At 68.0% G+C, this 24,287-nt stretch carries 26 protein-coding genes and 4 pseudogenes; 24 read left to right on the forward strand and 6 right to left on the reverse strand.

The window, feature by feature from the left end:
• Window positions 1-14: 14 nt before the first annotated feature.
• Together ACIDOCELLA78_RS98900 and ACIDOCELLA78_RS98905 are read right to left on the reverse strand one after the other, a co-directional pair.
• Window positions 15-728, reverse strand: coding sequence for an ABC transporter permease subunit (locus tag ACIDOCELLA78_RS98900; RefSeq protein WP_201727703.1), 714 nt, complete (start codon window positions 726-728; stop codon window positions 15-17).
• 35 nt (window positions 729-763) lie between these two features.
• The gene (locus ACIDOCELLA78_RS98905; protein WP_201727704.1) at window positions 764-1,678 is read right to left on the reverse strand and encodes an extracellular solute-binding protein; all 915 of its coding nucleotides are present in this window, start codon (window positions 1,676-1,678) and stop codon (window positions 764-766) included.
• A gap of 116 nt (window positions 1,679-1,794) precedes the next feature.
• On the opposite strand from ACIDOCELLA78_RS98905, the gene ACIDOCELLA78_RS98910 reads away from it, so the two are divergent.
• The 10 genes from ACIDOCELLA78_RS98910 (at window position 1,795) to lnt (ending at window position 8,506) form a co-directional block, all read left to right on the forward strand.
• Window positions 1,795-2,172 carry a winged helix-turn-helix domain-containing protein gene (locus ACIDOCELLA78_RS98910; protein WP_201727705.1) on the forward strand — a complete coding sequence of 126 codons (378 nt, stop codon included), beginning with the start codon at window positions 1,795-1,797 and terminating at the stop codon, window positions 2,170-2,172.
• Between the two features lie 120 nt (window positions 2,173-2,292).
• Entirely contained in the window at window positions 2,293-2,772 is a 480-nt protein-coding gene (locus ACIDOCELLA78_RS98915) for a TspO/MBR family protein (RefSeq protein ID WP_201727706.1), read from the forward strand.
• 214 nt (window positions 2,773-2,986) lie between these two features.
• The gene (locus ACIDOCELLA78_RS98920) at window positions 2,987-3,610 is read left to right on the forward strand and encodes an ankyrin repeat domain-containing protein (RefSeq protein ID WP_201727707.1); all 624 of its coding nucleotides are present in this window, start codon (window positions 2,987-2,989) and stop codon (window positions 3,608-3,610) included.
• A 143-nt stretch (window positions 3,611-3,753) separates the two neighbouring features.
• Window positions 3,754-4,305, forward strand: a complete 552-nt coding sequence (locus tag ACIDOCELLA78_RS98925; RefSeq protein WP_201727708.1) for an acetate uptake transporter — start codon at window positions 3,754-3,756, stop codon at window positions 4,303-4,305.
• Window positions 4,306-4,580: 275 nt separating this feature from the next.
• Window positions 4,581-4,808, forward strand: coding sequence for a twin-arginine translocase TatA/TatE family subunit (locus tag ACIDOCELLA78_RS98930; protein ID WP_201727709.1), 228 nt, complete (start codon window positions 4,581-4,583; stop codon window positions 4,806-4,808).
• A gap of 10 nt (window positions 4,809-4,818) precedes the next feature.
• On the forward strand, window positions 4,819-5,079 hold the full coding sequence (gene tatA / locus ACIDOCELLA78_RS98935; RefSeq protein WP_201727710.1) for a twin-arginine translocase TatA/TatE family subunit: 261 nt from the start codon (window positions 4,819-4,821) through the stop codon (window positions 5,077-5,079).
• A 24-nt stretch (window positions 5,080-5,103) separates the two neighbouring features.
• On the forward strand, window positions 5,104-5,736 hold the full coding sequence (locus tag ACIDOCELLA78_RS98940; RefSeq protein ID WP_374223220.1) for a methylthioribulose 1-phosphate dehydratase: 633 nt from the start codon (window positions 5,104-5,106) through the stop codon (window positions 5,734-5,736).
• On the forward strand, window positions 5,733-6,275 hold the full coding sequence (locus ACIDOCELLA78_RS98945; protein ID WP_201727712.1) for an acireductone dioxygenase: 543 nt from the start codon (window positions 5,733-5,735) through the stop codon (window positions 6,273-6,275). The genes ACIDOCELLA78_RS98940 and ACIDOCELLA78_RS98945 overlap by 4 nt, the downstream gene beginning before the upstream one ends.
• Window positions 6,276-6,352: 77 nt before the next feature.
• Window positions 6,353-6,988 (forward strand): acireductone synthase, encoded by a 636-nt coding sequence (gene mtnC / locus ACIDOCELLA78_RS98950; RefSeq protein ID WP_249675015.1) that lies wholly within the window; start codon window positions 6,353-6,355, stop codon window positions 6,986-6,988.
• Window positions 6,989-7,000: 12 nt separating this feature from the next.
• A complete protein-coding gene (gene lnt / locus ACIDOCELLA78_RS98955; protein WP_249675017.1) occupies window positions 7,001-8,506 on the forward strand; it encodes an apolipoprotein N-acyltransferase in 1,506 nt (501 codons plus the stop codon).
• A gap of 36 nt (window positions 8,507-8,542) precedes the next feature.
• Here lnt and ACIDOCELLA78_RS98960 read toward each other — a convergent pair whose 3' ends face one another.
• Window positions 8,543-8,761, reverse strand: coding sequence for a hypothetical protein (locus ACIDOCELLA78_RS98960; protein ID WP_201727713.1), 219 nt, complete (start codon window positions 8,759-8,761; stop codon window positions 8,543-8,545).
• Window positions 8,762-8,829: 68 nt separating this feature from the next.
• On the opposite strand from ACIDOCELLA78_RS98960, the gene ACIDOCELLA78_RS98965 reads away from it, so the two are divergent.
• From ACIDOCELLA78_RS98965 to ACIDOCELLA78_RS99010, 10 genes and pseudogenes are all read left to right on the forward strand, one after another.
• Window positions 8,830-9,315: a helix-turn-helix domain-containing protein gene (locus ACIDOCELLA78_RS98965; RefSeq protein ID WP_201727714.1), complete on the forward strand. Its 486-nt coding sequence runs from the start codon at window positions 8,830-8,832 to the stop codon at window positions 9,313-9,315.
• A gap of 64 nt (window positions 9,316-9,379) precedes the next feature.
• Window positions 9,380-10,050, forward strand: a pseudogene (gene rpe / locus ACIDOCELLA78_RS98970) (ribulose-phosphate 3-epimerase).
• A 13-nt stretch (window positions 10,051-10,063) separates the two neighbouring features.
• Window positions 10,064-11,518, forward strand: coding sequence for a heparinase II/III family protein (locus tag ACIDOCELLA78_RS98975; protein WP_249675019.1), 1,455 nt, complete (start codon window positions 10,064-10,066; stop codon window positions 11,516-11,518).
• Window positions 11,515-11,637: a hypothetical protein gene (locus ACIDOCELLA78_RS98980; RefSeq protein ID WP_283770804.1), complete on the forward strand. Its 123-nt coding sequence runs from the start codon at window positions 11,515-11,517 to the stop codon at window positions 11,635-11,637. Before ACIDOCELLA78_RS98975 ends, ACIDOCELLA78_RS98980 begins: the two co-directional genes overlap by 4 nt.
• Window positions 11,638-11,641: 4 nt before the next feature.
• Window positions 11,642-12,639 (forward strand): annotated as a pseudogene (gene galE, locus ACIDOCELLA78_RS98985) (UDP-glucose 4-epimerase GalE).
• 7 nt (window positions 12,640-12,646) lie between these two features.
• A complete protein-coding gene (locus tag ACIDOCELLA78_RS98990) occupies window positions 12,647-13,120 on the forward strand; it encodes a glycosyltransferase (RefSeq protein WP_249675021.1) in 474 nt (157 codons plus the stop codon).
• A complete protein-coding gene (locus tag ACIDOCELLA78_RS98995) occupies window positions 13,096-13,770 on the forward strand; it encodes a glycosyltransferase (protein ID WP_249675023.1) in 675 nt (224 codons plus the stop codon). Before ACIDOCELLA78_RS98990 ends, ACIDOCELLA78_RS98995 begins: the two co-directional genes overlap by 25 nt.
• Window positions 13,771-13,781: 11 nt before the next feature.
• Window positions 13,782-14,249: a CreA family protein gene (locus ACIDOCELLA78_RS99000; protein WP_201727715.1), complete on the forward strand. Its 468-nt coding sequence runs from the start codon at window positions 13,782-13,784 to the stop codon at window positions 14,247-14,249.
• A gap of 15 nt (window positions 14,250-14,264) precedes the next feature.
• A complete protein-coding gene (purH, locus tag ACIDOCELLA78_RS99005) occupies window positions 14,265-15,806 on the forward strand; it encodes a bifunctional phosphoribosylaminoimidazolecarboxamide formyltransferase/IMP cyclohydrolase (RefSeq protein WP_201727716.1) in 1,542 nt (513 codons plus the stop codon).
• Between the two features lie 5 nt (window positions 15,807-15,811).
• Entirely contained in the window at window positions 15,812-16,369 is a 558-nt protein-coding gene (locus ACIDOCELLA78_RS99010) for a carboxymuconolactone decarboxylase family protein (protein WP_201727717.1), read from the forward strand.
• Window positions 16,370-16,408: 39 nt separating this feature from the next.
• Here the strand turns inward: ACIDOCELLA78_RS99010 and parE are convergent, their stop codons facing one another.
• From parE to aroA, 3 genes and pseudogenes are all read right to left on the reverse strand, one after another.
• Complete coding sequence (gene parE / locus ACIDOCELLA78_RS99015; RefSeq protein WP_201727718.1) at window positions 16,409-18,370, reverse strand: DNA topoisomerase IV subunit B; 1,962 nt, start codon at window positions 18,368-18,370, stop codon at window positions 16,409-16,411.
• Window positions 18,371-18,395: 25 nt separating this feature from the next.
• Window positions 18,396-19,034, reverse strand: coding sequence for a d(CMP) kinase (locus ACIDOCELLA78_RS99020; RefSeq protein WP_201727719.1), 639 nt, complete (start codon window positions 19,032-19,034; stop codon window positions 18,396-18,398).
• Window positions 19,031-20,367: pseudogene (gene aroA, locus ACIDOCELLA78_RS99025) on the reverse strand (3-phosphoshikimate 1-carboxyvinyltransferase). Before aroA ends, ACIDOCELLA78_RS99020 begins: the two are co-directional and overlap by 4 nt.
• 139 nt (window positions 20,368-20,506) lie before the next feature.
• Here aroA and ACIDOCELLA78_RS99030 point away from each other — a divergent pair.
• From ACIDOCELLA78_RS99030 to ACIDOCELLA78_RS99045, 4 genes and pseudogenes are all read left to right on the forward strand, one after another.
• A complete protein-coding gene (locus tag ACIDOCELLA78_RS99030) occupies window positions 20,507-20,830 on the forward strand; it encodes a TIGR02300 family protein (RefSeq protein WP_201727720.1) in 324 nt (107 codons plus the stop codon).
• Window positions 20,831-21,318: 488 nt separating this feature from the next.
• Window positions 21,319-22,442: pseudogene (locus ACIDOCELLA78_RS99035) on the forward strand (CaiB/BaiF CoA transferase family protein).
• Window positions 22,443-22,456: 14 nt separating this feature from the next.
• A complete protein-coding gene (locus ACIDOCELLA78_RS99040) occupies window positions 22,457-23,296 on the forward strand; it encodes an alpha/beta fold hydrolase (protein ID WP_201727721.1) in 840 nt (279 codons plus the stop codon).
• On the forward strand, window positions 23,296-24,147 hold the full coding sequence (locus ACIDOCELLA78_RS99045; protein WP_201727722.1) for a YihY/virulence factor BrkB family protein: 852 nt from the start codon (window positions 23,296-23,298) through the stop codon (window positions 24,145-24,147). Before ACIDOCELLA78_RS99040 ends, ACIDOCELLA78_RS99045 begins: the two co-directional genes overlap by 1 nt.
• The last annotated feature ends 140 nt before the right edge of the window (window positions 24,148-24,287 follow it).

The raw sequence follows: 24,287 nt of genomic DNA on the forward strand, positions 1-24,287 counted from the left end.
TCAGCGCATCATTCTCAGCGTTTCGAGCCCCGCCGCAGCAGCCAGAGCGGCAAAGGCAGGGCGGCCAGCAGGAACACCCAGAGCAGCGGGAACGTGGCGGAAAGCCCGCCGTCTTCAAGGTCCACCCAGAGCCGTACCGGCATGCCCTGCGGGAAATAGGCGAAGATCAGCACGATGCCGAGCTCGCCCACCCCGCGCACCCAGGCCAGCGCGAGGGCGGCGCCGAGACCGTCGCGCGCCATCGGCAGGGTGATGTGGCGGAAGATCTGCCGGCGGGAGACGCCGAGGGTGAGCGCGGATTCGGCGAGTTCGGCGGGGATTTCGGCAAACGCGCCGCGCGCCGCGATCACGAAGGTCGGCAGTCCGGCATAGATCCCCGCGATCAGCAGCGCCGGCGGGTTGTTGGAGATGATCCCGCCGACGCGTTCGAGCAGGATGCCGACCGGGCCGATCGGTCCGTAGAATGCCGCGAGCAGGATGCCGAGAGCGAGCGGCGGGGTGAGCAAGGGCAGCAGCAGGAAGAGCTGCGCGGCATCGCGAACCCGGCCCTTGCTGGCGGCGAGCCAGTAGGCCAGCGGCGTGCCGAGCAGGGCGATGACGGCCAGCGCGGCCAGCCCATAGGCCAGCGAGACAACGACGGAGCCGCCATCCGTGGGGGACAGGAAGAAACGGCGCCAGTCGGTCATGCCGACGAGGCCGGCAAACGGCGCCGCCAGCAGCAGCAGCACGAAGCCGCGCAGCAGGGCGCCGAGGCGCGCTGCGGTCAGACCGGTCCGCCGAGCGGCGGATTGTAGCCGTATCGTGCGAACAGTTCCTGTCCCTTGCGGCTTTGCAGCAGTGAAACGAATGCCTGCCCCGCCGCGGGGTTGCGGGCGGTGCGCGGCACGCAGGCATAGAAGACGAGCGGCTGCGTGTGCAAGGTCTGGCTGTGGCCCTTGACCTTCAGCGTGATCGCGGCGCGGGAATACCAGTCCGCCGCCATCGACGGATCGCTGAGGTTGATCTGCCGGGGCAGCTTCAGGAACGGCAGCTTGAGCGACTTCACGGCGCTTTCGTAGCCGATCGTGGCGTCCACCGCGCCGCTGTCGATCCGCGAGAGCAGCGAGGGTTCGGGGAAGATCTGCGCGGGGTTCACCGGTTTGCCGAGCACGCGCCGGATCAGCTCCGGCTTGTGGTAGTAGCGCTGGGCGAGATCGAAGGTGAACAGCACGTTGCGGCCCTGCGGGTCGGTGCGCGGATCGGTGCGGCCGAAGCGCAGGCCGGGTTTTTCAAGGATGTCGAACCAGCGGGCGTCGGCGCCGGCCGCTTCGAAATCGGCGCGGAAGCGGGAGTGGGGCGACCAGGCCAGCACCATCGCGGTGCTGGCGACCGGCTGGGCGTGATCGACCAGCCCGGCCTTCTGGAGAATCTCGATCGGGCCGCGCGTGATCGAGATGAACGCGTCCGCCTGGAGCGTTTTCGCGGCGATGAGATGGGCGAGGCCGAACGCGCCCCGCCCGATGCCATGAAACCGGTCGCCGGTCTGGGCCGTGAACGCGGGGCCGATGGCGTGGTCCATGAGCAGGCCCATCGAGCCGGCATAGGCGATCGTGGCCGTCTGGCCGGCGGCCGCCGCGGCGATGGGACAAAGCGAGGCGGCGCCCGCAAGCGTGGTGAACATCCTTCGGGACAGTGTCATGCGGGATTTCTCCGTGATCGGGGGCGGCTGAACATGCGACCCTCGATATGTTCAAACGGCGATATCGTCAATTGGCCATATCGGAATCGGCGATGTTTTGTGTTTGAACGGGGGGGATGAAGACAGAGAGCGCGATTCCTCCCCTCAGCCTGCGCATTCGCGTCGTGCAGGGCGACGATCTTGTGCTTGGGCCGGGCCGGGCCGATCTGCTCGCGCTCATTCACGAGACGGGCTCGATCGCGGCGGCCGGGCGGCGCATGGGGATGAGCTACAAGCGCGCCTGGCAACTCGCCGAATCGATGAACGCCACGTTCAGCGCGCCGCTGATCCACGCGGCGAAGGGGGGGGTTGCGGGGGGCGGCGCGCAGCTGACCGAGCTGGGCGAGGCGGTGCTCACGGCCTATCGGGAGCTGGAACGGGTGTCCCGGATTGGGGGCGCCGCGGCGTTGCGGGCGCTTGCCGATGCGAGAGGGGCGAGGGCGCACGACGTTTGAGCATGGCGGAGGGTCTGGAAATCCGGAACCCGTCCCTTTTCAGCGGCGTTCGTTTTACCTAAATTCATACGCGAAGGAGTACGTGTCTTCCGGTTGCCAGAACGCCCCGAACAGCACCGCATGTCCAGCGCCCAGATACGGGCTCTGCTGGGGTTTCTCGCGCTGGCGCTTCTGGCGGGCGCGGTCGGCGGGTCGGTCACGGTTCCGAACATCCACAGCTGGTATGCCGTATTGCCGCATCCGCCGGGAACGCCGCCGAACTGGCTGTTCGCGCCGGCATGGACGGCGCTTTACCTCGACATGGCGATCGCGGCGTGGATTGTCTGGCGGAGCCCGGATATCCCGACCCGGCAGCGCCGCGCGCTCAGCCTGTGGGGCTGGCAGCTCGCCGCCAACGCCATGTGGTCGCCGATTTTTTTCGGGCTTCACCGGCCCGATATCGCCCTCGTCGTGATTTGCGCGCTCGATGCGCTGATCGTCGCGACGATCGCCGCGTTCCGGCCGATCAGCCGGGTCGCGGCGGCGATGATGGCGCCCTATCTCGCGTGGTGCCTGTTCGCGACCTATCTCAATGCGGGCTTCTGGTTTCTCAATCGCTGATCGGGTATTGCTTGGTCCGGTCACGACGATTGATGTCGGATTTGAATAAAAATCGGCGAACGTCACCAGACAGGATTTCTGCTCGCGTGCGTATTCAAGCCAGGGTGGCGGGCGCGGGCCGTCCGGGCCGATGCGGGTGCGGCCGGATTGCCGGCCGTATCGTCCTCACCCTCCATCAGACAGGCGGATTGTCCGCCAGGGAACCTTGCCTGCCATGACCTATCGATCGAAGCTCTGTTTTCTCGGATTTGCGACCCTGCTTGGCGGCGTTTTCGGCATCGTTCCCGCCAATGCCCAGATGGCGGGCGCCGGTCCCGGCAACGGCCTCGGCCCGATTGGCGGCATTCCCCAGCCGCGGCATGAGGCGCCAGCCGAAGCGCCGCCCGGATTGCCGGGCGCCTCGTCGGCCGGGAATATTTCGGCGGGGCCCGTCGCCGATGTGGGCGGCGATCCGACCACGCTGCTGTTCAAGGCGATCAATCACGGCGATTATGGTCAGGCGCGGGCGGCGGTGAGTCGCGGCGCCAATCTCGCGGCGCGCAACGCGCTGGGTGAGACGCCGATCGAACTTTCGGTCGAGCTGAACCGAAACCGCATCACGTTCATGCTGCTCTCGGCGCGGGCGGAGGAAGTGCCGGCCGCGACGATGGCGGCAGCCCAAGCCCCGGTGCGATCCGCGGTGAAGCGTTCCGCCCGCCCCACGGCGCGCGCAATCGGCAAGTCTTCAATGATGGTCAAGGCGGCGGGCCGCCCGGCGACGTCATCGGCGCGGGTCGCGCACGATACCGGCCGGCCCGATGCGAATGCCGGCTTTCTCGGCTTCGGGCGCCAGGACTGATCCGTCCCGGTGCAACGACGGTCGGTGCGGGTGCGGTTCGTTTGCCTGAACGTGAAAAGCTGGTAATTGAAATGCGGGGCGACATCCAAGGGCGGATGTCTCCATCAACCAATGACCCGCTCAAAAATTCTTAGGGAGATGACATGAACACCTTCAACCCGGCACCACTGGGACTGTTCGGTTTCGCGCTCACCACATGGCTGCTGTCGATGATCAATGCCGGGCTGCTTCCCGGGGCTGGTCTTGGCATGGTTCTGGCCATGGCATTCGCTTTCGGCGGCACGGCACAGCTCGTGGCCGGGCTGGGCGAGATGAAAGTGGGCAACACTTTTGGATTTGTGGCGTTCACCTCGTATGGCGCCTTCTGGTGGTCCTTTGGCCTGTTCGTCGAATTCTTCGCCAAGGGCGTGCCGGGTCCCATGGTCGGCTGGTATCTGCTGGTCTGGGGCGCGTTCAGCTTCGTGATGTTCATCGGCACCTTTGCCCTGAACAAGGCGCTGCAGCTGATCTTTGGCTTCCTGGTCGCCACGTTCGTGCTGCTTGGTCTCAATGACCTTCTCGGGGCTCCCGCGCTCGGCCAGTTCGGGGGATATCTCGGCCTCATCACCGCGCTGCTCGCGTTCTATCTGGGCGCCGCCGGCGTGATCAACGGCGCCCACGGCAAGGAAATCCTGCCGATCGGCGCGAAGGCCTGACAGTCATAATGCCCGCATGGGCGACGGAGCCGGCGGAAGCCGGCTCCGTTCCTGTTTTCGCGCGGGCCACGAATCGGTGACCGGCCGGCCATTGGCGCGGCAGGGTGTTTGGAGTATTCATATTCTGGACGGATACCGATAGCTCCGGGCGCGTAAGCTCCACCGATCTGTCATCCGCCAATGGTCGGGCGCGAATCGTCGGGCTCGAATCGTCGGGCTGGCCGGATCGTGCCACCCCCTGGCGGGGATCGCTAAAGTGAGGAAGGATACGGATTATGGGTGGTTTGAGCATCTGGCACTGGCTCATCGTTCTCGCGGTGGTGTTGCTCCTGTTCGGAACGGGCCGGGTCGGTAATCTCATGGGTGAACTCGGCAAGGGCATGAAGGCGTTCAAGAACAATATCGCCGACGACCAGCCGTCGAAGGATGCCTCCATGCTGGAGCAGCAGGCCAAGGCGCCGGACGCGCGCAACGAGACGAAGGCCGAGCAGAGCAAGGTTTGAGGCGGCAGCGATGGGGTTCGATTCTCCGGTCCACTGGCTCATCGTCATCGCCGTGATCGCGCTGCTGTTCGGCGGATCGCGCGTCGGCAACCTGATGGGCGAGCTTGGCAAGGGCATCAAGTCGTTCAAGCAGAACATGAGCGATGCCGGGACGACCGGACCCGCGGCGGCCGACAAGGCCGAAACGGGCAGGCAGGGCCAGATTTCGGGTCAGGCGGACGCGCCCGATGCCTCCCGCGTCGACGATACCGCAAACAACGCCCATCGCTGAGCCGGGCCGGGGCGAATGACCGCAATGCCATCCGCCAGCCAAGCGGACGCCGGGTCGGCCCTGGCGTCGCGTGCCGGCGAACTCGTCGCCATCGGCGCCCGCATGGACGGGAAAGGGTGGGTTCCGGCCTCGGCAGGCAATCTTTCCGCGCGCCTCGATGGCGAGCGGATCGCCATCACCCGCAGCGGCGTTCACAAGGGCCGGCTTGCGAGCGGCGATATCATCGAGGTCGGGATGGACGGGGCGGCGCTCCGCGCGGGCGACCGTCCGAGCGCGGAAACCCTCCTTCATTGCCAGATTTACCAGCAGTTTCCGGCCGCTGGCGCGGTGCTGCACGGCCATTCGGTGGCCGCGACCGCGCTGTCGCTGATCGACGGGGCGCCGCTGATCCACCTGGAGGGCTATGAGATCCTGAAGGCGTTTCCGGGGATTGAAACGCATCGGGCGACGGCCGCGCTGCCGGTATTCGAGAACGATCAGGACATGCGGCGGCTGGCGGCGACGATCGCCCCCGCGCTGCGGGCGGCGCCGATCGGGTATGTCCTGCGCGGCCATGGCGTCTATGCCTGGGGCGAGGACGTCGAGCGCAGTTTCTGGCGCCTCGAGGCGCTGGAATTCCTGCTGTCGTGTGAATGCGAACGGAGACGGATCAGATGAGCACGCTGAAAATCTTCAATGAAGCCGATGCCGGGACGCCGCTGGTCGTCACCTCGGACGCGGCCGAGATCGCGTCCGAACTCAAGGCGATCGGCGTGCGGTTCGAGCGCTGGGAAAGCCCGGTCGTGCTGGCGCCGGAGGCCGCGCCCGAGGAGATCCTGCACGCCTATCGCCCTTATCTCGATCGGCTGATGGGAGAGACCGGGGCGGGGTCGGCGGATGTCATCAAGATGACGCCGGACCATCCCCAGGCGGCGGCGCTGCGCGACAAGTTCCTCAGCGAGCATATCCATACCGAGGATGAGGTCCGGTTTTTCGTGCGCGGTTCCGGCCATTTCGTCATGCATCTCGACGGGCGCGTCTACGACGCGCATTGCGCCGAGGGCGATCTGATCTCGGTGCCGGCGAATACGCGGCACTGGTTCGACGCGGGGTCGGCTCCGGATTTCATCGCGTTGCGGATCTTCACGGATACATCGGGCTGGGTGGCGCATTTTACCGGCGACGAGATCAGCGCGCGCTTCCCGGTCGCGGCCTGAGCCGGTCGATCGGTCGTGACCGTCAGACCCGAACTGCTGCTTCTCGATATCGAGGGACGATCGCGCCGATCAGCTTCGTGCACGACGTGCTGTTTCCCTATGCGCGCGACCGGCTCGCCGGCTTCGTCTCGGCGCATGCCGGCGAGGCGGATATCGCGGCGGCGCTCGCCGAACTCGACACGATCGCCCCTGGCGCGCCGCCGGTGGCGACGCTGCTCGAACTGATGGATCGCGACGCCAAGATCGGGCCGCTCAAGCTCATCCAGGGGCGAATCTGGGCTGAAGGCTTCGCCGCCGGCGAGCTGACGGGCCGGCTCTACCCGGATGTGGCGCCGGCATTGCGGGCGTGGCGGGCGGGCGGCTTGCGGCTCGCCATCTACTCGTCCGGATCGGAGGAGGCCCAGCGCCTTCTGCTTCGCCATACGGCGGACGGGGATCTGACGGGGTTGTTCGACCAGTTTTTCGATACCCGGATCGGCGGCAAGCGGGACGCCGCGAGCTATGCGGCGATCGCCCGCGCGCTGGGGCTCGCGCCGGCGCAGGTGCTGTTTCTGTCCGACGTCGCGGCCGAACTCGCCGCCGCCGCGGCCGCGGGGCTGAAGACCACGCAGATCGTGCGCGCCGAGGATCAGACGATCGCCTCCCCCGATCATCCGACGGCACCCGATATCGCCGCGGTCATGGCGTCTCTCGGCTGTAGCGATCTCGTCTAGGAACCATCGGACATGACCTCCATCGACCGACTTGCCGCCCGCGTGCCGGCACGGCTGCGCGGCGATGCCTGGCAGTGTTTCGCGCTGGGCCTGCTCGCCGCAATCGCGTTGCCGCCGTTCCATCTGCTGCCGGTGCTGTGGTTCGTGGTGCCAGCACTGCTGGCGCGGCTCGCGCGGGCGGGCGGATGGCGCCGCGCCGCGTGGCTCGGCTGGTGTTTCGGGGTCGGCTTCAACCTGCTGGGACTGTTCTGGGTGACCGAGCCGATGCTCATCATGGCGTCGGATTTCTGGTGGGCGATACCGATCGCGGCGCCGGCAATCGCCGTCGCCACGGCGGTTTACATGATCCTGCCGGCTCTCGCGGTCTTCGCCGTTCGCCCCCGCAATCGGGCGGGGCGATTGTCCGCCGTGCTGCTGTTCGCCGGCGCGCTGGTGCTGTCGAACCTTGCCCAGGAATTCCTCGTCACGGGGTTCCCGTGGAATTACTGGGGGGCCGACTGGGCGTTTTCCGGTCATCTCGGCCTCGCGATGATCCAGCCGGCGGCGATTGGCGGCATTTTCCTTCTGACCCTGCTGACGGCGATCGCCGCGGGGCTGCCATATGTCGGCCGGGCGGGCTGGATCGGCAGCGCCGTGCTGGTCGCGGCATGGGCGGGTTATGGAGTCGCGCGCACGGCCGCGGGCCCCGCCCCGGCGAGCCGCTATACCGTCGCGCTGCTCCAGCCCGATTTCGCCGTGCCGGGCAGTTTCACCCAGCCCGCGCTGCAGGCGCGCTGGCGGCGCGATCTTGCTCTGACCCGCGAGGCCCTGGCCAAGGCGGGCAAGGGGGATGACATCGTTGTCTGGCCCGAGACGGCGAGCCCGGCGCTGCTCCAGACCGATGCCTCCGCCCGCGCCGCGATCGCCGCGATCGCCGGCGACACGCCCGTGCTCGCCGGCTCGTTCCGCCTCGCGGCCGACGGGAGCATGCGCAATTCGCTGGTCGCCGTGAAGGGGAGTGGCCCGGCCGTTGCCTGGTACGACAAATGGAAGCTCGTTCCGTTCGGCGAATACACGCCGGGCTGGTTGCCGCTGAAGGTGACGCCGGGCGGCGGGTTCACGCCCGGCCCCGGCCCGCGAACGCTGCATGTGCCGGGCGTTCCGCCGGTGGGGCCGATGATATGTTACGAATCGATCTTCGCGGGGCTGATCGTCGACCCGCGCGATCGCCCGGCGTGGTTGTTGAACGTCAGCGACAATGCGTGGTTCGGCGACACGACGGGCCCCTATCAGGATTTCGCCACGACCCGGCTGCGCGCCGTGGAAGAGGGATTGCCGCTCGTTGTCGATACCAATTCCGGAATTTCCGCGGTCATCGGCCCGCATGGCCGGGTCGACGCAACATTGGGGCTCGATCGCGCGGGGTTCTGGTTGATAAACTTCCAGTTGCGCTGCCGCCGACGCCGTTCGGTCGTTTCGGCATCACAATGGCGGGAATCCTGGGCTTTTACACGCTTGTTCTGGGGCTGGTTTGTCTGATCGTATCGATCACCGTGACATGAGACGGGGCTGGTCTCATTGTCTTAAAAATAATTCAAGCTTGTGTATTTGAGGCGCGGTCACTATTGTAGATAGTGGTTGATGGTTGGTGGTGCCGACCTCTGGTAGCGAGGTCCAGCCATCTAGATATTTTCTTAATTTTTGTATCTTAACCGGTTTTGAAGCTTGTGCAGGCATGATGTTTTTCTCGCGGTGGGCTATCGGAACGGCCGATGCGAAACAGACAGGCGTCATCCTCATATCCCCGGCGGCGCGGTTCGTGGCCGTTTGCGGGGCCGGTTGGTGTCGCTGAGGAATAGGAAATGAGTTCAAACGGTGGTGACACCAGTGACCGCAGTGAGCGGGATGGCCGGCCCAGCCCGATCGACGTGCATGTCGGCTCCCGGATTCGGCTGCGGCGGACGCTGCTCGGCATGTCGCAGGAAAAGCTGGGTGACGCGCTGGGGCTGACGTTCCAGCAGGTGCAGAAATACGAGCGCGGGGTGAACCGGGTGGGCGCGTCCCGCCTGTTCGACATTTCCCGCGTTCTGGATGTGCCGATCAGCTTCTTCTTCGACGACATGCCGGAGGGGATGAACGAGATGCCGATGTCCGGCCCGCGCGGCCGCAGCAACGGCCTGTCCGAGGCTCAGGAGCCGTTCGGCATCGGGCTCGACGACCAGATGACCAAGCGGGAGACGCTGGAGCTGGTGCGCGCCTATTACCGGATCACCGAGCCCACGGTGCGCAAGCGCATGTTCGACCTGATCAAGTCGCTCGCGCCGGCCGATTCCTTTCCGACGGAATAAACTTGCGGGCGGCGGTGACGCGTGCGCTTGTGGTTGAGCGAGTCTCCTGGCTACATTACCGTCCATGAGCGCAACGTCCCGCCTTTCGCCGATCATCGCCCCGAGTCTGCTCGCCGCCGATTTCGGCCGGCTCCGTGAGGAGGTCGCCGCCGTCGAGCGCGGCGGCGCGCACTGGCTGCATCTTGACGTGATGGACGGCCACTTCGTGCCGAATATCAGTTTCGGCGCGCTGGTGCTGAAGGCGTTGCGGCCGCATACCCAGCTCGCCTTCGACGTTCATCTGATGATCGCGCCGGCCGATCCCTATCTCGCGGATTTCGCGAAGGCCGGCGCCGATCATGTGAGCGTTCATGTCGAGGCGGGGCCCCATCTGCATCGCTCGCTGCAGACGATCCGCGATCTCGGTCTCAAGGCCGGGGTCGCCATCAACCCGGCGACGCCGGCCGAATCGGTGCGGCATGTGCTGGATCTCGTCGACATCATCAATGTCATGACCGTCAATCCAGGATTCGGCGGCCAGTCCTTCCTCGACAGCCAGTTGTCCAAGATCGCCGAACTCCGCCGCATGATCACGGAGACCGGACGCGAGATCCGCATCGAGACGATGGCGGCATCGACCCGGCATCCGCCCCGCGTGCCCTGAACGCCGGGGCGGACGTGCTGATCGCCGGCAGCGCGATCTTCGGCAAGCCGGACTACGCGGCCGCGATCGCGGCTTTGAGGGCGAGCGGTTGAAGCGGAGGGAATGATGCGCGGCGCGAGACAGTGGGTTGCCCGGCTCGCGACCTTGCGTGGTGGCAACGTGCCCGACGCTCCCTCGGTCGCGCTGCGCGATCCCTGGCCCGGCGAACCGGCTCGCGGCGCGCGCATCATCAAGGGGGAAATCGAATACCAGAATGTGGTGCGGCCGCTCCGCCCCGGACTGTTTCACGAGAATGACGGCTCGCCGGTGTTTGTCGCCCATATCCAGGGGTTCACCTGGCTGCGCGACCTGCGGGCGCTGGGGACCGACGCGGCGCGCACCCGGGCGCGGGCGCTCGTTGCCGACTGGATCCGCTGTGAGGCCCTGCCGCCGCTGGCGGAGGCGCCGGAGGTCACCGGCGCGCGGATCGCCGCGTGGCTCGGCCATTACGATTTCTTCGCCGCCTCGGCCGACGACGATTTCCGCCAGATATTGATGTCCCGCCTGGTGGCGGAGTCGCGGATGCTGTCGGCGAACCTGCCGGCGGAGGCGCGCGACGCGAGAGCCTTCACCGCGATCAAGGGATTGATCGCCGCGGCGGTGGCGCTGCCGGAGCATGGCGGCTTCATGCAGCGGGCGCTGCGCTTCCTCGTGCCGGAAGTCGAACGCCAGATTCTTCCCGACGGGTCTCATGTCGAGCGGAGCCCGGCGGTTCATTTCGCGGTGCTGCAGGATCTGACCGAAATTCGCGCATTGCTGCAACTCGCCCGGGCCGAGGTGCCGCCGCAATTGCCCGGCGCCATCGAGCGGCTGGCCATCGGGTTGCGCGCCTTGCGGCATGGCGATGGCGGCCTCGCCCTGTTCAACGGCACCAGCGAGGACTGGCCGAACCTGATCGACCTGGTGCTGAGCCAGGCGGGGCGCACCGGGCGAAGCGCGTCGGCCCTGACGGGGGCGGGGTTCCACCGGCTTGCCGCCGGCCGGTCGCTCGTGGTTGTCGATGCCGGGCCGGCGCCGGGCCCGGGAGTCGACCGTTTCGCTCATGCGGGAACCCTGTCGTTCGAATTTTCCGTCGGGCGCGACCGGCTGATCGTGAATTGCGGCGCCGCTCCGGCCGCATCGAGCGGCTGGCGCGATGCGCTGCGCAACACCGCCGCCCATTCCACCCTCGTCGTCGCCGACGTGTCCTCGTCGGAACTGGTCGAGCAGGGGCTCGGGCGGCGTCCCGCCCATGTCGAGGTGCAGCGCCAGGAGGCGAATGGCGCGCACTGGATCGAAGCCAGTCACGATGGCTGGCGGAAGGTGCTGGGCGTCGTGCATCGCCGCCGTCTTTATCTCGCCGAGAGCGGCGACGACCTGCGCGGCGAGGACAGTATCGAGGCGGACCAGCCGCAGCCGTTCACGCTGCGGTTTCATCTGCATCCGAACGTCACCGCGAGCCTCCAGCAGGATGGGGAAGGGGCGCTGCTCCGCCTCGCCTCGGGGCAGGGTGGCGGTTGCGCGCGGGCGGCGCGACGATGAGCATCGAGGAAAGCATCTATTTCGGCGGGCCGGAGCCGCGCCGCGCGGAACAGATCGTGCTGACCGGAACGCCCGATGGTCCGCAGCAGGTGAAATGGGCATTGACCAGGATGGGTTGACCGGATGTCACGAATCATGCTCACCGGCGGTGCCGGTTTCATCGGCTCGCATACCGCCGTGGTGTTGCTGGAGCGCGGCCACGACGTCGTGCTGCTCGACGATTTTTCCAATGCGGCCAGGGACGTGCCGGACCGGCTGCACCGGATTACCGGCGTCACCGTTCCGGTCATCGAGGCGGATATCCGCGATCCGGAGGCAATGCGCGCCGCGTTCGCCGCCTTTCCGATCGATGCGGTCGTTCATTTCGCGGCGAAGAAGGCGGTCGGCGAGAGCGAAAGCGATCCGCTGCTCTATTTCGACGTCAACATCCTCGGCACGATCCGCCTGCTCGCGGCGATGCGCGATGCCGGGGTCGGCCGGCTGGTGTTTTCCTCCTCGGCCACGGTCTATGGCGAGCCGGATATCTGCCCGATTTCCGAATCGGCCCCGCTGCGCGTCACCAATGTCTATGGCCGGACCAAGATGGTGATGGAGGGATGATCGAGGATCTCTCGCGCACCGGCGTGCTCGCCGCCTCGGCGATCCTGCGCTATTTCAACCCGGTCGGCGCGCATCCCTCCGGCCTGATCGGCGAGGACCCGCGCGGCGTGCCGGCCAACCTGATGCCCTATCTCTGCCAGGTCGCGGCGGGGCAGCGGCCGCATCTCACCGTGTTCGGCGACGATTACCCGACGCATGACGGCACCGGCGTGCGCGACTTCATTCATGTGATGGACCTCGCCGAGGCCCATGCCGCCGCGGTCGATCGCATCCTCGCGCAGGATGGCGGCTTCACCGTCAATCTCGGCACCGGCACCGGCTATTCGGTGCTCGACCTCGTCCACGCCTTCAAGGCGGCGACGGGGATCGACGTGCCGTATCAGGTCGGCCCCCGCCGGCCCGGCGATGTCGCGGCCTGCTACGCCGATCCGGGGCTCGCGGCCAGCCTGCTCGGCTGGCGCGCCAGCCGCGGCGTGCAGGACATGTGCCGCGATGCCTGGCTCTGGCAGAGCGGGCGCTGAGCCGCACTTGGGTCGCCACGTCGTCTTCCTCATCGGGGAGGACTGGTTTTTCCGCTCGCATTTCCGCGCCCGCGCCCTGGCGGCGCGGGCGGCAGGCTGGCGCGTCACCATCCTCACCCGCACCGGCGATGCCGCCGCGGCGTTGCGCGCCGAGGGGTTCGAGGTGATCGACGTCGACTTTCGCCGCGCCCGCCTCAACCCGCTCGCGGAGTTGCGGCTGCTGCGCTCGATCGCGGGCCATTATCGGGCGCTCAAACCCGATCTCGCGCATCATGTCGCGCTGAAGCCCATTCTTCTGGGCAGTCTTGCCGCCGCGCTCGCGCGCGTTCCGGCCGTCATCAACGCGCCGGTGGGGCAGGGATTCGTCTTCACGTCGACGAGCCTGAAGGCGCGCCTGCTCCGCCCGGCGGTCAGTCTCGGCCTGCGGCTGGCGATGGGGGGCGCGGCGCGCTCGGCGTGTTCGAGAATCGGGAGGATCTGACCGCCATGACCGCCTCGGGCGCGCTCGGGTCCGACCGGGCGTATCTGATCCGGGGCGCCGGCGTCGACCTCGCTGCGTATCGTCCGCATGCGCCGCCCGCCGGGACGGTGCGCATCGTGCTCGGCGCGCGCATGCTGGCGGACAAGGGGGTCAGGGAATTCATCGAGGCCGCGCGGCTTCTGCGTCTACGCGGCGTCGTTGCCGAATGCGTTCTGGCGGGCGGTCCTGATCCGCAGAACCCGGCAAGTCTCGACGAATCGGAGCTGCGGCGCGCCACGGCGGCGACCTGGCTGGGGCCGATCGCCGACATGGCCGGCTTGCTGGCCACCTGTCACGTTGCCTGTCTGCCGTCCTATCGCGAGGGGTTGCCGAAATTCCTGCTGGAGGCGATGGCGTCGGGCCTGCCTTGCGTGGCGACGGATGTCGTCGGCTGCCGGGAGGCGGTGGCGGATGGGCAAAGCGGCGTGCTGGTGCCGCCGCGCGACCCGGTGGCGTTGGCCGATGCGCTGGAGCGCCTCGTCGCCGACCCTGCGCTGCGGGCCCGCATGGGGGCGGCGGGACGTGCGCGGGCGGAAACCCTGTTCGCCGACGAGGTGGTTTGCGCGGCGACGCTCGCGGTCTATGAACGCGCCATTCGACACGACGTTTGACAGGGGATGGCATGATCAGGCGGCTCGCACTTCTCGGCATCATGGCCGGGGCCTGGGCGCTGGCGGCGGCAACGGCGCGGGCGGAGACGCGGATCGGCGCGGTCTCGACCAATTTCCGGCTGCTCGGCGCGAACGACAAGGTGGTGGTCGAACGGCTCGACGATCCGAAAATCCCCCAGATCGCCTGCTATGCGAGTTTCGCGAAGACCGGCGGGGTGAAGGGCAGCCTGGGTGTGGCGACCGATCCGTCGCGCTTCGCCCTTTCCTGTGTCGCCACCGGGCCAATCACGCTGCCGGCCGACCTGCCGGCGAAGCAGCAGATCGCCGCGATCTCGGCCTCCTTCCTGGTCAAGCATTTCGACCTCTACCGCCTGGTCGATCCCGATCACAAGGCGGTCGTCTATGTGCTGATCAGCACGAAAATAATTCACGGCTCGCCGGCCAACGCCGTCTCCGCCGTTCCCGTTTCCGGACACTGACAGACGAGGTTTGCCATGAGCGACAGAGTGAACATCCGACGGGCCCTCATCTCGGTGTCCGACAAGACGGGGCTGGTCGAGCTTGGCCGCGCGCTGGCGGCGGCGGGCGTGGAAATCCTCTCCACGGGCGGGTCCGCCCGCGCGCTGCGCGAGGCCGGGATCGCGGTTGTCGAGGTGGCGGATTACACGGGCGTTCCCGAAATGCTCGACGGGCGGGTGAAGACGCTGGTGCCGAAGATCCATGGCGGGTTGCTCGGCCGGCGCGACCTGCCCGAGCATCTGGCGCAGATGCAGCGGCACGACATCCCGCCGATCGACCTGCTCGCGGTCAATCTCTACCCGTTCGAGGAAACGGTCGCGAAGGGCGCGGATTTCGAAACCTGTGTCGAGAATATCGATATCGGCGGCCCGGCGCTGATCCGCGCGGCGGCGAAGAACCACGATTCGGTGGCGGTTCTCACCGGCCCCGCGCAGTATGACGACCTCATCGCGGCGCTGGCCGCCGGCGGGACGACGCTCGCGCAGCGCCGCCGCCTCGCCGCCGCCGCCTATGCCCGCACCGCCGCCTATGACGCGGCGATTTCCGCCTGGTTCGCGCGGCAGACCGGCGAGATGTTCCCGCCGCATCTGGCCCTCGCCGGCGCCCGCCAGCAGATGCTGCGCTATGGCGAGAACCCGCATCAGTCCGCCGCGTTCTATCGCAGCGGCAACCGCCCCGGCGTCGCCACCGCGCGGCAGGTGCAGGGCAAGGAACTCTCCTACAACAACATCAACGACACCGATGCCGCCTTCGAGTGCGTCGCCGAGTTCGACCGGCCGGCGGTGGTGATCGTCAAGCACGCCAATCCGTGCGGCGTCGCCCTCGGCGCCGATCTGGCCGCGGCCTGGGACCGCGCGCTGGCGTGCGACCCGGTTTCGGCGTTTGGCGGGATCATCGCGGTCAACCGCCCGCTCGACGCCGCCGCGGCCGAGAAGATGGCCAGCATCTTCTCCGAGGTGATCATCGCGCCGGATGCCGCGCCCGATGCGGTGGAACTGCTCGCCCGGAAGAAGAATCTCCGCCTGCTGCTCACCGGCGGCCTGCCCGATCCGGCGGAACCGGGCCTTGCCTGGCGCAGCGTCGCCGGCGGCTTCCTCGCCCAGACCCGCGATGCCGGGCGGATTGGCCGCGACGATCTGAAAGTCGTCACCCAGCGCGCCCCGACCAGCGCCGAGTTCGCCGATCTGCTGTTCGCCTTCCGCGTGGCCAAGCATGTGAAGTCGAACGCGATCATCTACGCGAAGGCGGGGGCGACCACCGGCATTGGCGCGGGGCAGATGAGCCGCGTCGATTCCTCGCGGATCGCGGCACAGAAGGGCGGGGAGGGGATTCCGGGTTCGGTCGTCGCGTCCGACGCGTTCTTTCCCTTCGCCGACGGGCTTGTGGCCGCGATCGAGGCGGGGGCGACGGCGGTGATCCAGCCCGGCGGCTCGATCCGCGACAACGAGGTGATCGAGGCGGCCGATGCCGCCGGGATCGCGATGGTTTTCACCGGCATGCGCCATTTCAGGCATTGATCGACATGACCCACACGCCCCGCCTTGGACTGCCCGACCTCTCGCGGATGAGCGAGGCCCAGCGCGCCGCGCACGACGCCATCGCCTCCGGCCCGCGCGGCCGCGTCGAGGGGCCGCTCGCGGTGTGGCTGCACAGCGCCGAGCTTGCCAACAATGCCCAGGCCCTCGGCGCGTTCTGCCGTTTCGGCTCCTCGCTGCCGCCGCGCCTGTCGGAACTCGCGATTCTGGTGATGGGATCTTACTGGCGCGCCGGGTTCGAATGGTACATCCACGCGCCGATCGCGGCCAAGGCCGGCGTGCCGGAGACGGTCATCGCCGCGATCAAGGCGGGCGAAACGCCGGTCTTCGCCGAGCCGGACGCAAGGGCGGTGCATGATTTCGCCCGCGAACTGCTCACCGCGCGGGAGGTGTCGGACGCGACCTATGCTTTCGCGCGCCGCCAGCTCGGCGATCGCGGTCTCGTCGATCTGGTCGGGATTCTGGGGTATTACGGGCTGATTTCCATGACCATCAAGGCCTTCCGGGTGCCGGTGCCGGAGGGCGAGACCGAGCCTTTCGCCTGACGCCACCCGTCATGCTCATCGAGAGCATGACGGCACGGCTCAGATATCCAGCTCCTGCACGCTCGATGCGTGATCCTGGATGAAGCGGAAGCGCAGCTCGGGTTTCCGCCCCATCAGGCTCTCGACGATGTCCGCCGTTTCCGCCCGTGTCTCGGGCGGGGCGAGAACGCGCAGCAGCACCCGGCGCTTCGGGTCCATCGTGGTTTCCTTGAGGATGGCCGGGGGCATCTCGCCAAGCCCCTTGAAGCGGCTGATCTCCACCTTGGCATTTGCCTTGAACGCCGTCTTGATCAGCCGGTCGCGCTCGGCATCGTCCATCGCGTAGACCGACCTGCCGCCCTGGGTGAGGCGGTAGAGCGGCGGCTGGGCGAGATAGACATGGCCGCCGCGGATCAGTTCCGGCAGCTCGCGGTAGAAGAACGTCATCAGCAGCGAGGCGATGTGGGCGCCGTCGACATCGGCGTCGGTCATGATGATGATCCGGCCGTAGCGCAGCGCGTCGATCTGGAACCGGTCGCCGACGCCGCAGCCGAGCGCCTCGATCAAATCCTTGAGTTCCTGGTTCTGCCGCAGCTTCTCGGTGGAGGCGGAGGCGACGTTGAGGATCTTGCCGCGCAGCGGCAGCACGGCCTGGGTTTCGCGGTTGCGCGCCTGCTTGGCCGAGCCGCCGGCCGAATCGCCCTCGACCAGGAACAATTCGGTATCCTCGCGGCTTTCGCGCGAGCAGTCGGTCAGCTTGCCGGGCAGGCGCAGGCGCCGGGTGGCCGATTTGCGGGGCGTGTCCTTCTGCTCGCGGCGGCGGATGCGCTCCTCCGCGCGCTCGATCACGAAGGCGAGGAGGTTGTCGGCATTCGCCGGGTCGCCGGTGAGGACATGCTCGAACCGGTCGCGCAGCGCCGCCTCGGTCAGTTTCTGCGCCTCGGGCGAGGTGAGTTTTTCCTTGGTCTGGCCCTGGAATTGCGGGTCGCGGATGAAGAGGGACAGCTTGGCGGCGAGCGCGCCGGCCACGTCCTCGGCGGTGATCACCGCGGCGCGCTTGTTGCCGCGCTGCTCGCCGAAGCCGCGCAGGCCCTTGAGCAGGGCGGCGCGGAACCCGGCCTCGTGGGTGCCGCCGAGCGTCGTCGGGATCGTGTTGCAATAGGTCGCGAGCGAGGCCTCGCCGGCGTCCAGCCAGGCGCAGGCCCATTCGATTCGCCCGGCATCGTCCGGCAGGTCGGCCTGGCCGGCCCAGACCGGGGCGACGAGCTTCGGCGCCGCCCCCAGCTCCTCCGCCAGCGAATCGGCGAGGCCGCCGGGGAAGTGCAGTTCCGCCTGCGCCGGCACATCGGCGCCGGCGGCGATCAGCGAGGCGTCGCACGCCCAACGGATCCGCACGCCGCGGAACAGATAGGCCTTCGAGCGGCACATCCGGTAGAGCCGGGCCGGGCTGAACTTCTTGTCGCCGAAAATCTCGGGGTCGGGGACGAACCGGATCAGCGTGCCGCGCCGGTTCGGCGCCGCGCCGGCATTGACCAGCTTGGTCAGCGGCTTGCCGCGGGCATAGTCCTGCCTCCAGAGGGTTTTCTCGCGCGCGACCTCGACTTCCAGCCGCTCGGCCAGCGCGTTCACCACCGAGGAGCCGACGCCGTGCAGGCCGCCCGACGTGGCATAGGCCTTGCCGGCGAACTTGCCGCCCGAATGCAGCGTGGTGAGGATCACCTCGAGCGCCGACTTGTCGCGGAATTTCGGATGCGGGTCGACCGGAATGCCGCGGCCGTTGTCGCGCACCGCGAGCAGGTTGCCGGGGGCCAGCGTCATCTCGATGACCGAGGCGTGACCGGCCACGGCCTCGTCCATCGCGTTGTCGAGCAATTCGGCGGCGAGGTGGTGCATCGCCGTGTCGTCGGTGCCGCCGATATACATGCCGGGGCGGCGGCGAACCGGCTCCAGCCCTTCGAGAACCTCGATGTCCTTGGCGGAATAGCTCGCCTGGCCGGCGCCCTGCTCGAACAGATCGGTCACGCTGTCTCCTCTGGTCCGGGCGGGGTCAGCCCCGCGCAAGTACCTTGTTCACCAGATCGGCCGCCGCGGTAAAGGCATGATCGGCGTCCATCTCGCTGGTATCGAGCAGCAGGGCGTCCTCTGCCTGCATCAGCGGGGCGGCGGCGCGGGCGCGGTCGGCCGCGTCGCGGGCGGCAAGCTCGGCGCGTACGGAGTCGTATCCCGGGTCGATCCCGTGGGCGAGGCGCTCCAGATGCCGGCGCTTCGCCCGCACGTCGAGCGAGGCGGTGACGAAGAGTTTCACGTCCGCCGCGGGGAACACGATGGTGCCGATATCCCGCCCGTCGAGCACAGCGCCGGAGGCGTCGGCGAAGCGGCGCTGGAAGTCGAGCAGCGCGGCGCGGACCGGCTTGATCGAGGCGACGGCGCTGGCCGCGCGGTCGACCTCCGGGGTGCGCAGGTCGCCGCGTTCGAGATCGAGCCGGCCGAGCGTGCGGGCCTGTTCCGCGCTGGCCGCGGGATCGGCCGGATCGCCGCCACGGTCGAGCACGCGCCGCGCCACCGCGCGGTAGAGCAGGCCGGTGTCGAGATAGGGCAGGTTGAAGGCGGCGGCGAGTCGGCGCGCCAGCGTGCCCTTGCCGGAGGCGGCCGGCCCGTCGATCGCGATGACGATCGGCCGGGTCATGCCGCCGCCTCGATCGCCGCGCCGAGTCCGCGCATCAGCGGCAGGAAGCCGGGGAAGCTGGTGTCGATGAAGCGCGCATCGTCGATCGTCACCGGCGTCTCGGTGGCGAGGCCGAGCACGAGCGCGCTCATCGCCAGGCGATGATCCATGTGCGTCGCCACCGTGGCGCCGCCGCGGGCGCCGCCGCCGGCGATGACGAGGTCGTCGTCCTCCACATGCGCCTTCACGCCGTTGGCGGCGAGCATGGCGAGTGTCGCGGCCAGGCGGTCGCTCTCCTTGACCCGCAGTTCCGCGAGGCCGCGCAGCCGCGAGGTGCCGCGCGCCATCGCGCAGGCGACGGCGAGGATCGGGTATTCGTCGATCATCGAGGGGGCGCGGTCCGCCGGCACATCGACGGCGCGCAGGTCGGAGGCGGTGACGATGAGGTCGCCCACGGGCTCGCCGCCGGCCTCGCGGGCGTTCACGATCTCGATCGCAGCCCCCATTTCGCGCAGGGTGAGGAACAGGCCCGTGCGCAGCGGGTTCAGCCCGACGCCCTCGATCGTGACGCGCGAGCCCGGCACGATCAGCGCGGCGACGATCGGGAAGGCGGCCGAGGACGGGTCGCCGGGAACCACGACATCCGCGCCGCGCAGCTCCGGCTGCCCGCGCAGGCGGATCAGCTTGCCGGTTCCGTGGGAGACGACATCGACCTCGGCGCCGAAATGCCGGAGCATGTTCTCGGAATGGTCGCGGGTGGGTTCCGGTTCCTCGATTTCGGTGACGCCGCGGGCGTTCAGCCCGGCGAGCAGCAGCGCCGACTTCACCTGCGCGGAGGCGACCGGCAGGCGATAGGAGAGCGGCATCGCCTCGGCTGTGCCGCGCACCGACAGCGGCAGGCGCCCGCCCTCGCGCGCGGTGAAGACGGCGCCGGTCGCGCCCAGCGGGTCGATCACCCGGCGCATCGGCCGGCGGCGCAGCGAGGCGTCGCCGGTCATGACCGCGAAAATGTCGTGGCTCGCGAGAATGCCGCAGAGCAGCCGCGCGGCGGTGCCGGAATTGCCCATGTCCAGCACGTCGTCCGGGCTTTGCAGCCGCCGATGCCGGGGCCGGAGGCGCGCCACGCGCCCGGGCCGGTGCGCTCCACCGTAGCGCCCAGCGCCCGCATGGCGGCGGCGGTGCGCAGCACGTCCTCGCCTTCCAGCAGACCGGAAATCCGGGTTTCGCCGACGGCGAGGCCGGCGAACATGAGGGCGCGGTGGGAGATCGACTTGTCGCCCGGAACCGTGATCGCGCCGGCGAGCGGCGTGGCGGGGCGGCGGGATGTCTGGGGAAACGCGGCAACAGGTTCCATGGCGCGGCGCTTACCACGAGTGGGCGAATTTGCCAGCCATGATTGTCGACCGCGTTCAGGGTTTGACAAGCGGGGCGATGGGTGGCATGGCGCCCGCCCTGACGGAGTTCCACCGTTCACCCTGCAATGCGAGGCTCTCATGGCGAAGCCTGAACTTGGCGACAAACATACCTGCGTGTCCTGCGGCGCGCGGTTTTTCGACCTCGGCAAGGCCCCGGCCGTCTGCCCGAAATGCGGCACCGAGCAGCCGGTCGAACAGCCGAAGCTCAAACGTAGCGTTCCCGTGCCCGACGACGTCAAGAAGCCCGCCAAGGCGCAGCCCGCCGAGGACGATGTCGATACGGATGACGTCGAGGACGCCGGCGATGACGACATCCTGACGGATGCCGACGATCTTGAGGACGACGACTCGATCGACGCCGATATCGAGGTCGAGCGCGACAACGACGAGAACGAAAGATAATTTTTCCGCTCGGGTCGAATTTGTTTACCGGATTGTAATCGACGGCGGGTCATTTTCGAAGGCGGCCAAAAACGGCTGTTTCCGTTGGACTTCCTCAGAAGGACACTCGCGATGACCCAGTTCGCCCGGCGAAAACCGCCGACCAGCACGAGCCGATCGTCAGCCCGCTGATACTTGTCGATCGGCTCATTTCGCTTGCCCAGGACGCGGAGCGCGCCGGTCTGCCGGCCGTCGCCAATCGGCTCGTCCGCCTGGCGCTGCGCAGCTGCGTTCCTCCGGCCGGCGGGCCGATCGCCCACTGATCCGCCCGCCTCGGTCCCGGACCTCCCGTTTTGACCTGTTCCGGCAGGCTCGCTATTGCCGGTGGCATTGATGGGAGTCCTTGAATGTCTGAACACGAAGCCGCCGCCACCACGCCCTCGGGTCCGCTCGCGGGTTTGACCGTTTTCGATCTGACCCGCGTGCTGGCCGGCCCCACCTGCGTGCAGATGCTGGCCGATCTCGGCGCCGAGGTGATCAAGATCGAGAAACCGGGCAGCGGCGACGATACCCGCGGCTTCGCGCCCCCGCCCTGCCGGGCACCGAGCAGAGCGCGTATTTCGCCGGGGCCAACCGCAACAAGCGCTCGGTGACGCTGGATATCGCGAAGCCCGAGGGGCAGCGGCTTGCGCGCGCGCTGATCGCGAAAAGCGATATTCTGGTGGAGAACTTCAAGGTCGGCACGCTGCCGCGCTACGGCCTTGGGTATGAGGATCTCAAGGGGGATCATCCCGGCCTGATCTATTGCTCGATCACCGGATTCGGCCAGACCGGTCCCTACGCGTCCCGCCCCGGCTATGACAGCCTGATCCAGGCGATGGGCGGCATCATGTCGCTCACCGGCGTGCCGGACGGCCAGCCGATGAAGGTGGGCGTGCCGGTCGCCGACCTGTTCGCCGGGCTTTACGGCGCGATCGGCGTGCTCGCCGCGCTGCGCCATCGCGAAACGACCGGGCAGGGCCAGCACATCGACATCGGCATGCTCGATACGCATGTCGCCTGGCTCGCCAACCAGGGGATGAATTATCTCGCCACCGGCAAGAACCCCCCGCGCCTTGGCAACGAGCATCCGAACATCGTGCCCTACCAGGTGTTCGCGACCGAAGACGGCCATATCGTTCTCTCGATCGGCAACGACCCGACCTTCGCGCGGTTCTGCGCCGCGTTCGGGCTGGAGCACCTGCTCGCCGACGAGCGCTTCGCGACGAACGCCGCCCGCGTCGCCAATCGCGCCTTCGTGACCGAGACCCTCGCCGCGGTTCTGGCGCTTCATCCATCCGCCTGGTGGCTGGAGCGGCTGGAGGAGCTGAAGATCGGGTGCGGCCCGATCAACACGCTGGAGCAGGTGTTTGCCGATCCGCACGTGATCGCGCGGGGCAACCTGATCGAGATGACCAGGAACGATGGCGTGCCGGTGAAGCTTGTCGCCAATCCGGTCCGCCTGTCGGAAACGCCGGTGGATTATCGCCTGGCGCCCCCCATGTTGGGGGAGCATACCGACGAGGTGCTGAACGACATGCTGGGACTCGACGAACCGACCCGCGCCGCGCTGCGCCGGGACGGCATCATCTGAAGGACGGCCGGATCGTGGCGCGGCAGGGTTTCGTCCCCTATCTGCTCGGCAACGATTTCCACCGGCTCGCCTTCGTGGAATTCGGCAACCCGGCCGCGCCGGCGGTGATCTGCGTGCATGGCCTGACCCGCAACGGCCGCGATTTCGACATCCTCGCCGAGAGTCTGGCCGATCGGTATCATGTGATCTGCCCCGACCTGCCGGGGCGCGGACGCTCGGAATGGCTGCGCGACGGGGGGCTTTACCAGCCGCCATCCTATGTCGTCGCGCTCGCGCATCTGCTCGCCTGGCTGAACAAGCCGGTCGCCTGGGTGGGCACGTCGCTGGGCGGGATCTGCGGCATGATGGCGGCGGCGGCGGCGCACACGCCGATCACCCGGCTCGTGCTCAACGATATCGGCCCGCATATCCCCGCCGCGGCGCTTGGCCGCATCCGCGATTACATGGGCGAGGCGCCGGCGACCTTTGCCGATCTCGCGGCGCTCGAAGCCCATCTGCGCGCCGTGCATGCGCCGTTCGGCCCGCTGACCGATCCGCAATGGGCGGCCCTCGCGCGTCATTCGGCGCGGCCGGTCGAGGGCGGCGGCGTCGCCTTGCACTACGATCCGGCGATCGCCGAGCCGATCCGCGCCTCGGTGCCGATCGATGCCGATCTTGGCGCCATCTGGAGGGCGATCCGCGTTCCCGTGCTGGCGCTTCGGGGCGCGACGAGCGACCTGCTGACCGAAGCCACCCTCGCGCGCATGGAGGAGGACGGCGCCGCCACGCATGTCGTGCCGGCCTGTGGCCATGCGCCGGCGCTGATGGACGCGCCCACCATCGCGGTGATCCGGCGGTTCCTGGACGGCGCCTGATGTTGTGGCGGCGGCGCCTTGGGCTCTGGGGCCAGGGGCTGCGCGCCGCCGTGATCGCGTTGATGAGCGGCGAGATGTCGCTCGTCGCCGCCGGTTGCGCCTTCTATGCCACGCTCTCGCTGTTTCCCGCCATCACGGCGCTGATTTCGCTTTACGGCCTGGCGTTCAACCCGATCACGGTCGAGCCGCAGCTGCTCTATCTGAAGCACCTGATGCCGCCGGCGGCCTTTGCGCTGATCGGCGGGCGGATTCAGCAACTGGTGTCCGGCGGCAAGACGACGCTGGGAATCGGGCTCGTGATCTCCCTTGGCTTCACGCTCTATTCCTCGTCATCCGGCACGAAATCGCTGCTCTATGCGCTGAACATGATCCACAAGCGGCAGGAGACGCGCGGCTTTTTCAAATTCCAGGCGGTGAGTCTCGGGATGACGCTGATCGCCATGATCGGGGCGATCATCGCCATCGCCGTGCTGGTCGGCATGCCGCTGGTGCTCGCCTATCTGGGCCTTTCCAACGCGCCGGCAACGCTGACGGTGCTGCCGGGATTCGGCCTGCTCATCGGGTTCATGGGGGTCGCGCTCGGTCTGTTCTACCGCTATGGGCCGGCCTTCGGGCGTGGAGCGGAGCATCCGATCGCGCCGGGTGCGCTGGTGGCGATCCTGGCCTGGCTGCTCGTGTCCTATGGGTTTGCCGTCTATGTCGGCCGGTTCGCGGCCTATAGCCGGACCTACGGGCCGCTCGCCACGCTTATCGGCCTGATGATGTGGTTCTATCTGAGCGCCTACGCCGTGCTGTTCGGCGCGCTCTTCAACGCGAAGCTCGACAGGGCCGCTGTTGCATACAGGCCATAGTTGGAAAACTTGCCACATGCCCGGGCCTGAAAGCCTGAACCGCCGTTGTCGCCGCGCTACATTGGGATTATGCGTTTTAGACTTGTCAGAAATAATGATGCGTGGGGCGCTGCCGTGCACCGAGTCCAGATTGTCGTCTG

Source organism: Acidocella sp. C78, assembly GCF_907164655.1.

Coding starts and splice junctions, on each gene's coding strand:
- ACIDOCELLA78_RS98905 (WP_201727704.1), bottom strand. CDS start 1,678: ATGACACTGTCCCGAAGGATGTTCACCACGCTTGCGGGCGCCGCCTCG.
- ACIDOCELLA78_RS98910 (WP_201727705.1), top strand. CDS start 1,795: ATGAAGACAGAGAGCGCGATTCCTCCCCTCAGCCTGCGCATTCGCGTC.
- ACIDOCELLA78_RS98915 (WP_201727706.1), top strand. CDS start 2,293: ATGTCCAGCGCCCAGATACGGGCTCTGCTGGGGTTTCTCGCGCTGGCG.
- ACIDOCELLA78_RS98920 (WP_201727707.1), top strand. CDS start 2,987: ATGACCTATCGATCGAAGCTCTGTTTTCTCGGATTTGCGACCCTGCTT.
- ACIDOCELLA78_RS98925 (WP_201727708.1), top strand. CDS start 3,754: ATGAACACCTTCAACCCGGCACCACTGGGACTGTTCGGTTTCGCGCTC.
- ACIDOCELLA78_RS98930 (WP_201727709.1), top strand. CDS start 4,581: ATGGGTGGTTTGAGCATCTGGCACTGGCTCATCGTTCTCGCGGTGGTG.
- tatA (WP_201727710.1), top strand. CDS start 4,819: ATGGGGTTCGATTCTCCGGTCCACTGGCTCATCGTCATCGCCGTGATC.
- ACIDOCELLA78_RS98940 (WP_374223220.1), top strand. CDS start 5,104: ATGCCATCCGCCAGCCAAGCGGACGCCGGGTCGGCCCTGGCGTCGCGT.
- ACIDOCELLA78_RS98945 (WP_201727712.1), top strand. CDS start 5,733: ATGAGCACGCTGAAAATCTTCAATGAAGCCGATGCCGGGACGCCGCTG.
- lnt (WP_249675017.1), top strand. CDS start 7,001: ATGACCTCCATCGACCGACTTGCCGCCCGCGTGCCGGCACGGCTGCGC.
- ACIDOCELLA78_RS98960 (WP_201727713.1), bottom strand. CDS start 8,761: ATGACGCCTGTCTGTTTCGCATCGGCCGTTCCGATAGCCCACCGCGAG.
- ACIDOCELLA78_RS98965 (WP_201727714.1), top strand. CDS start 8,830: ATGAGTTCAAACGGTGGTGACACCAGTGACCGCAGTGAGCGGGATGGC.
- ACIDOCELLA78_RS98975 (WP_249675019.1), top strand. CDS start 10,064: ATGCGCGGCGCGAGACAGTGGGTTGCCCGGCTCGCGACCTTGCGTGGT.
- ACIDOCELLA78_RS98980 (WP_283770804.1), top strand. CDS start 11,515: ATGAGCATCGAGGAAAGCATCTATTTCGGCGGGCCGGAGCCGCGCCGC.
- ACIDOCELLA78_RS99000 (WP_201727715.1), top strand. CDS start 13,782: ATGATCAGGCGGCTCGCACTTCTCGGCATCATGGCCGGGGCCTGGGCG.
- purH (WP_201727716.1), top strand. CDS start 14,265: ATGAGCGACAGAGTGAACATCCGACGGGCCCTCATCTCGGTGTCCGAC.
- ACIDOCELLA78_RS99010 (WP_201727717.1), top strand. CDS start 15,812: ATGACCCACACGCCCCGCCTTGGACTGCCCGACCTCTCGCGGATGAGC.
- ACIDOCELLA78_RS99020 (WP_201727719.1), bottom strand. CDS start 19,034: ATGACCCGGCCGATCGTCATCGCGATCGACGGGCCGGCCGCCTCCGGC.
- ACIDOCELLA78_RS99030 (WP_201727720.1), top strand. CDS start 20,507: ATGGCGAAGCCTGAACTTGGCGACAAACATACCTGCGTGTCCTGCGGC.
- ACIDOCELLA78_RS99045 (WP_201727722.1), top strand. CDS start 23,296: ATGTTGTGGCGGCGGCGCCTTGGGCTCTGGGGCCAGGGGCTGCGCGCC.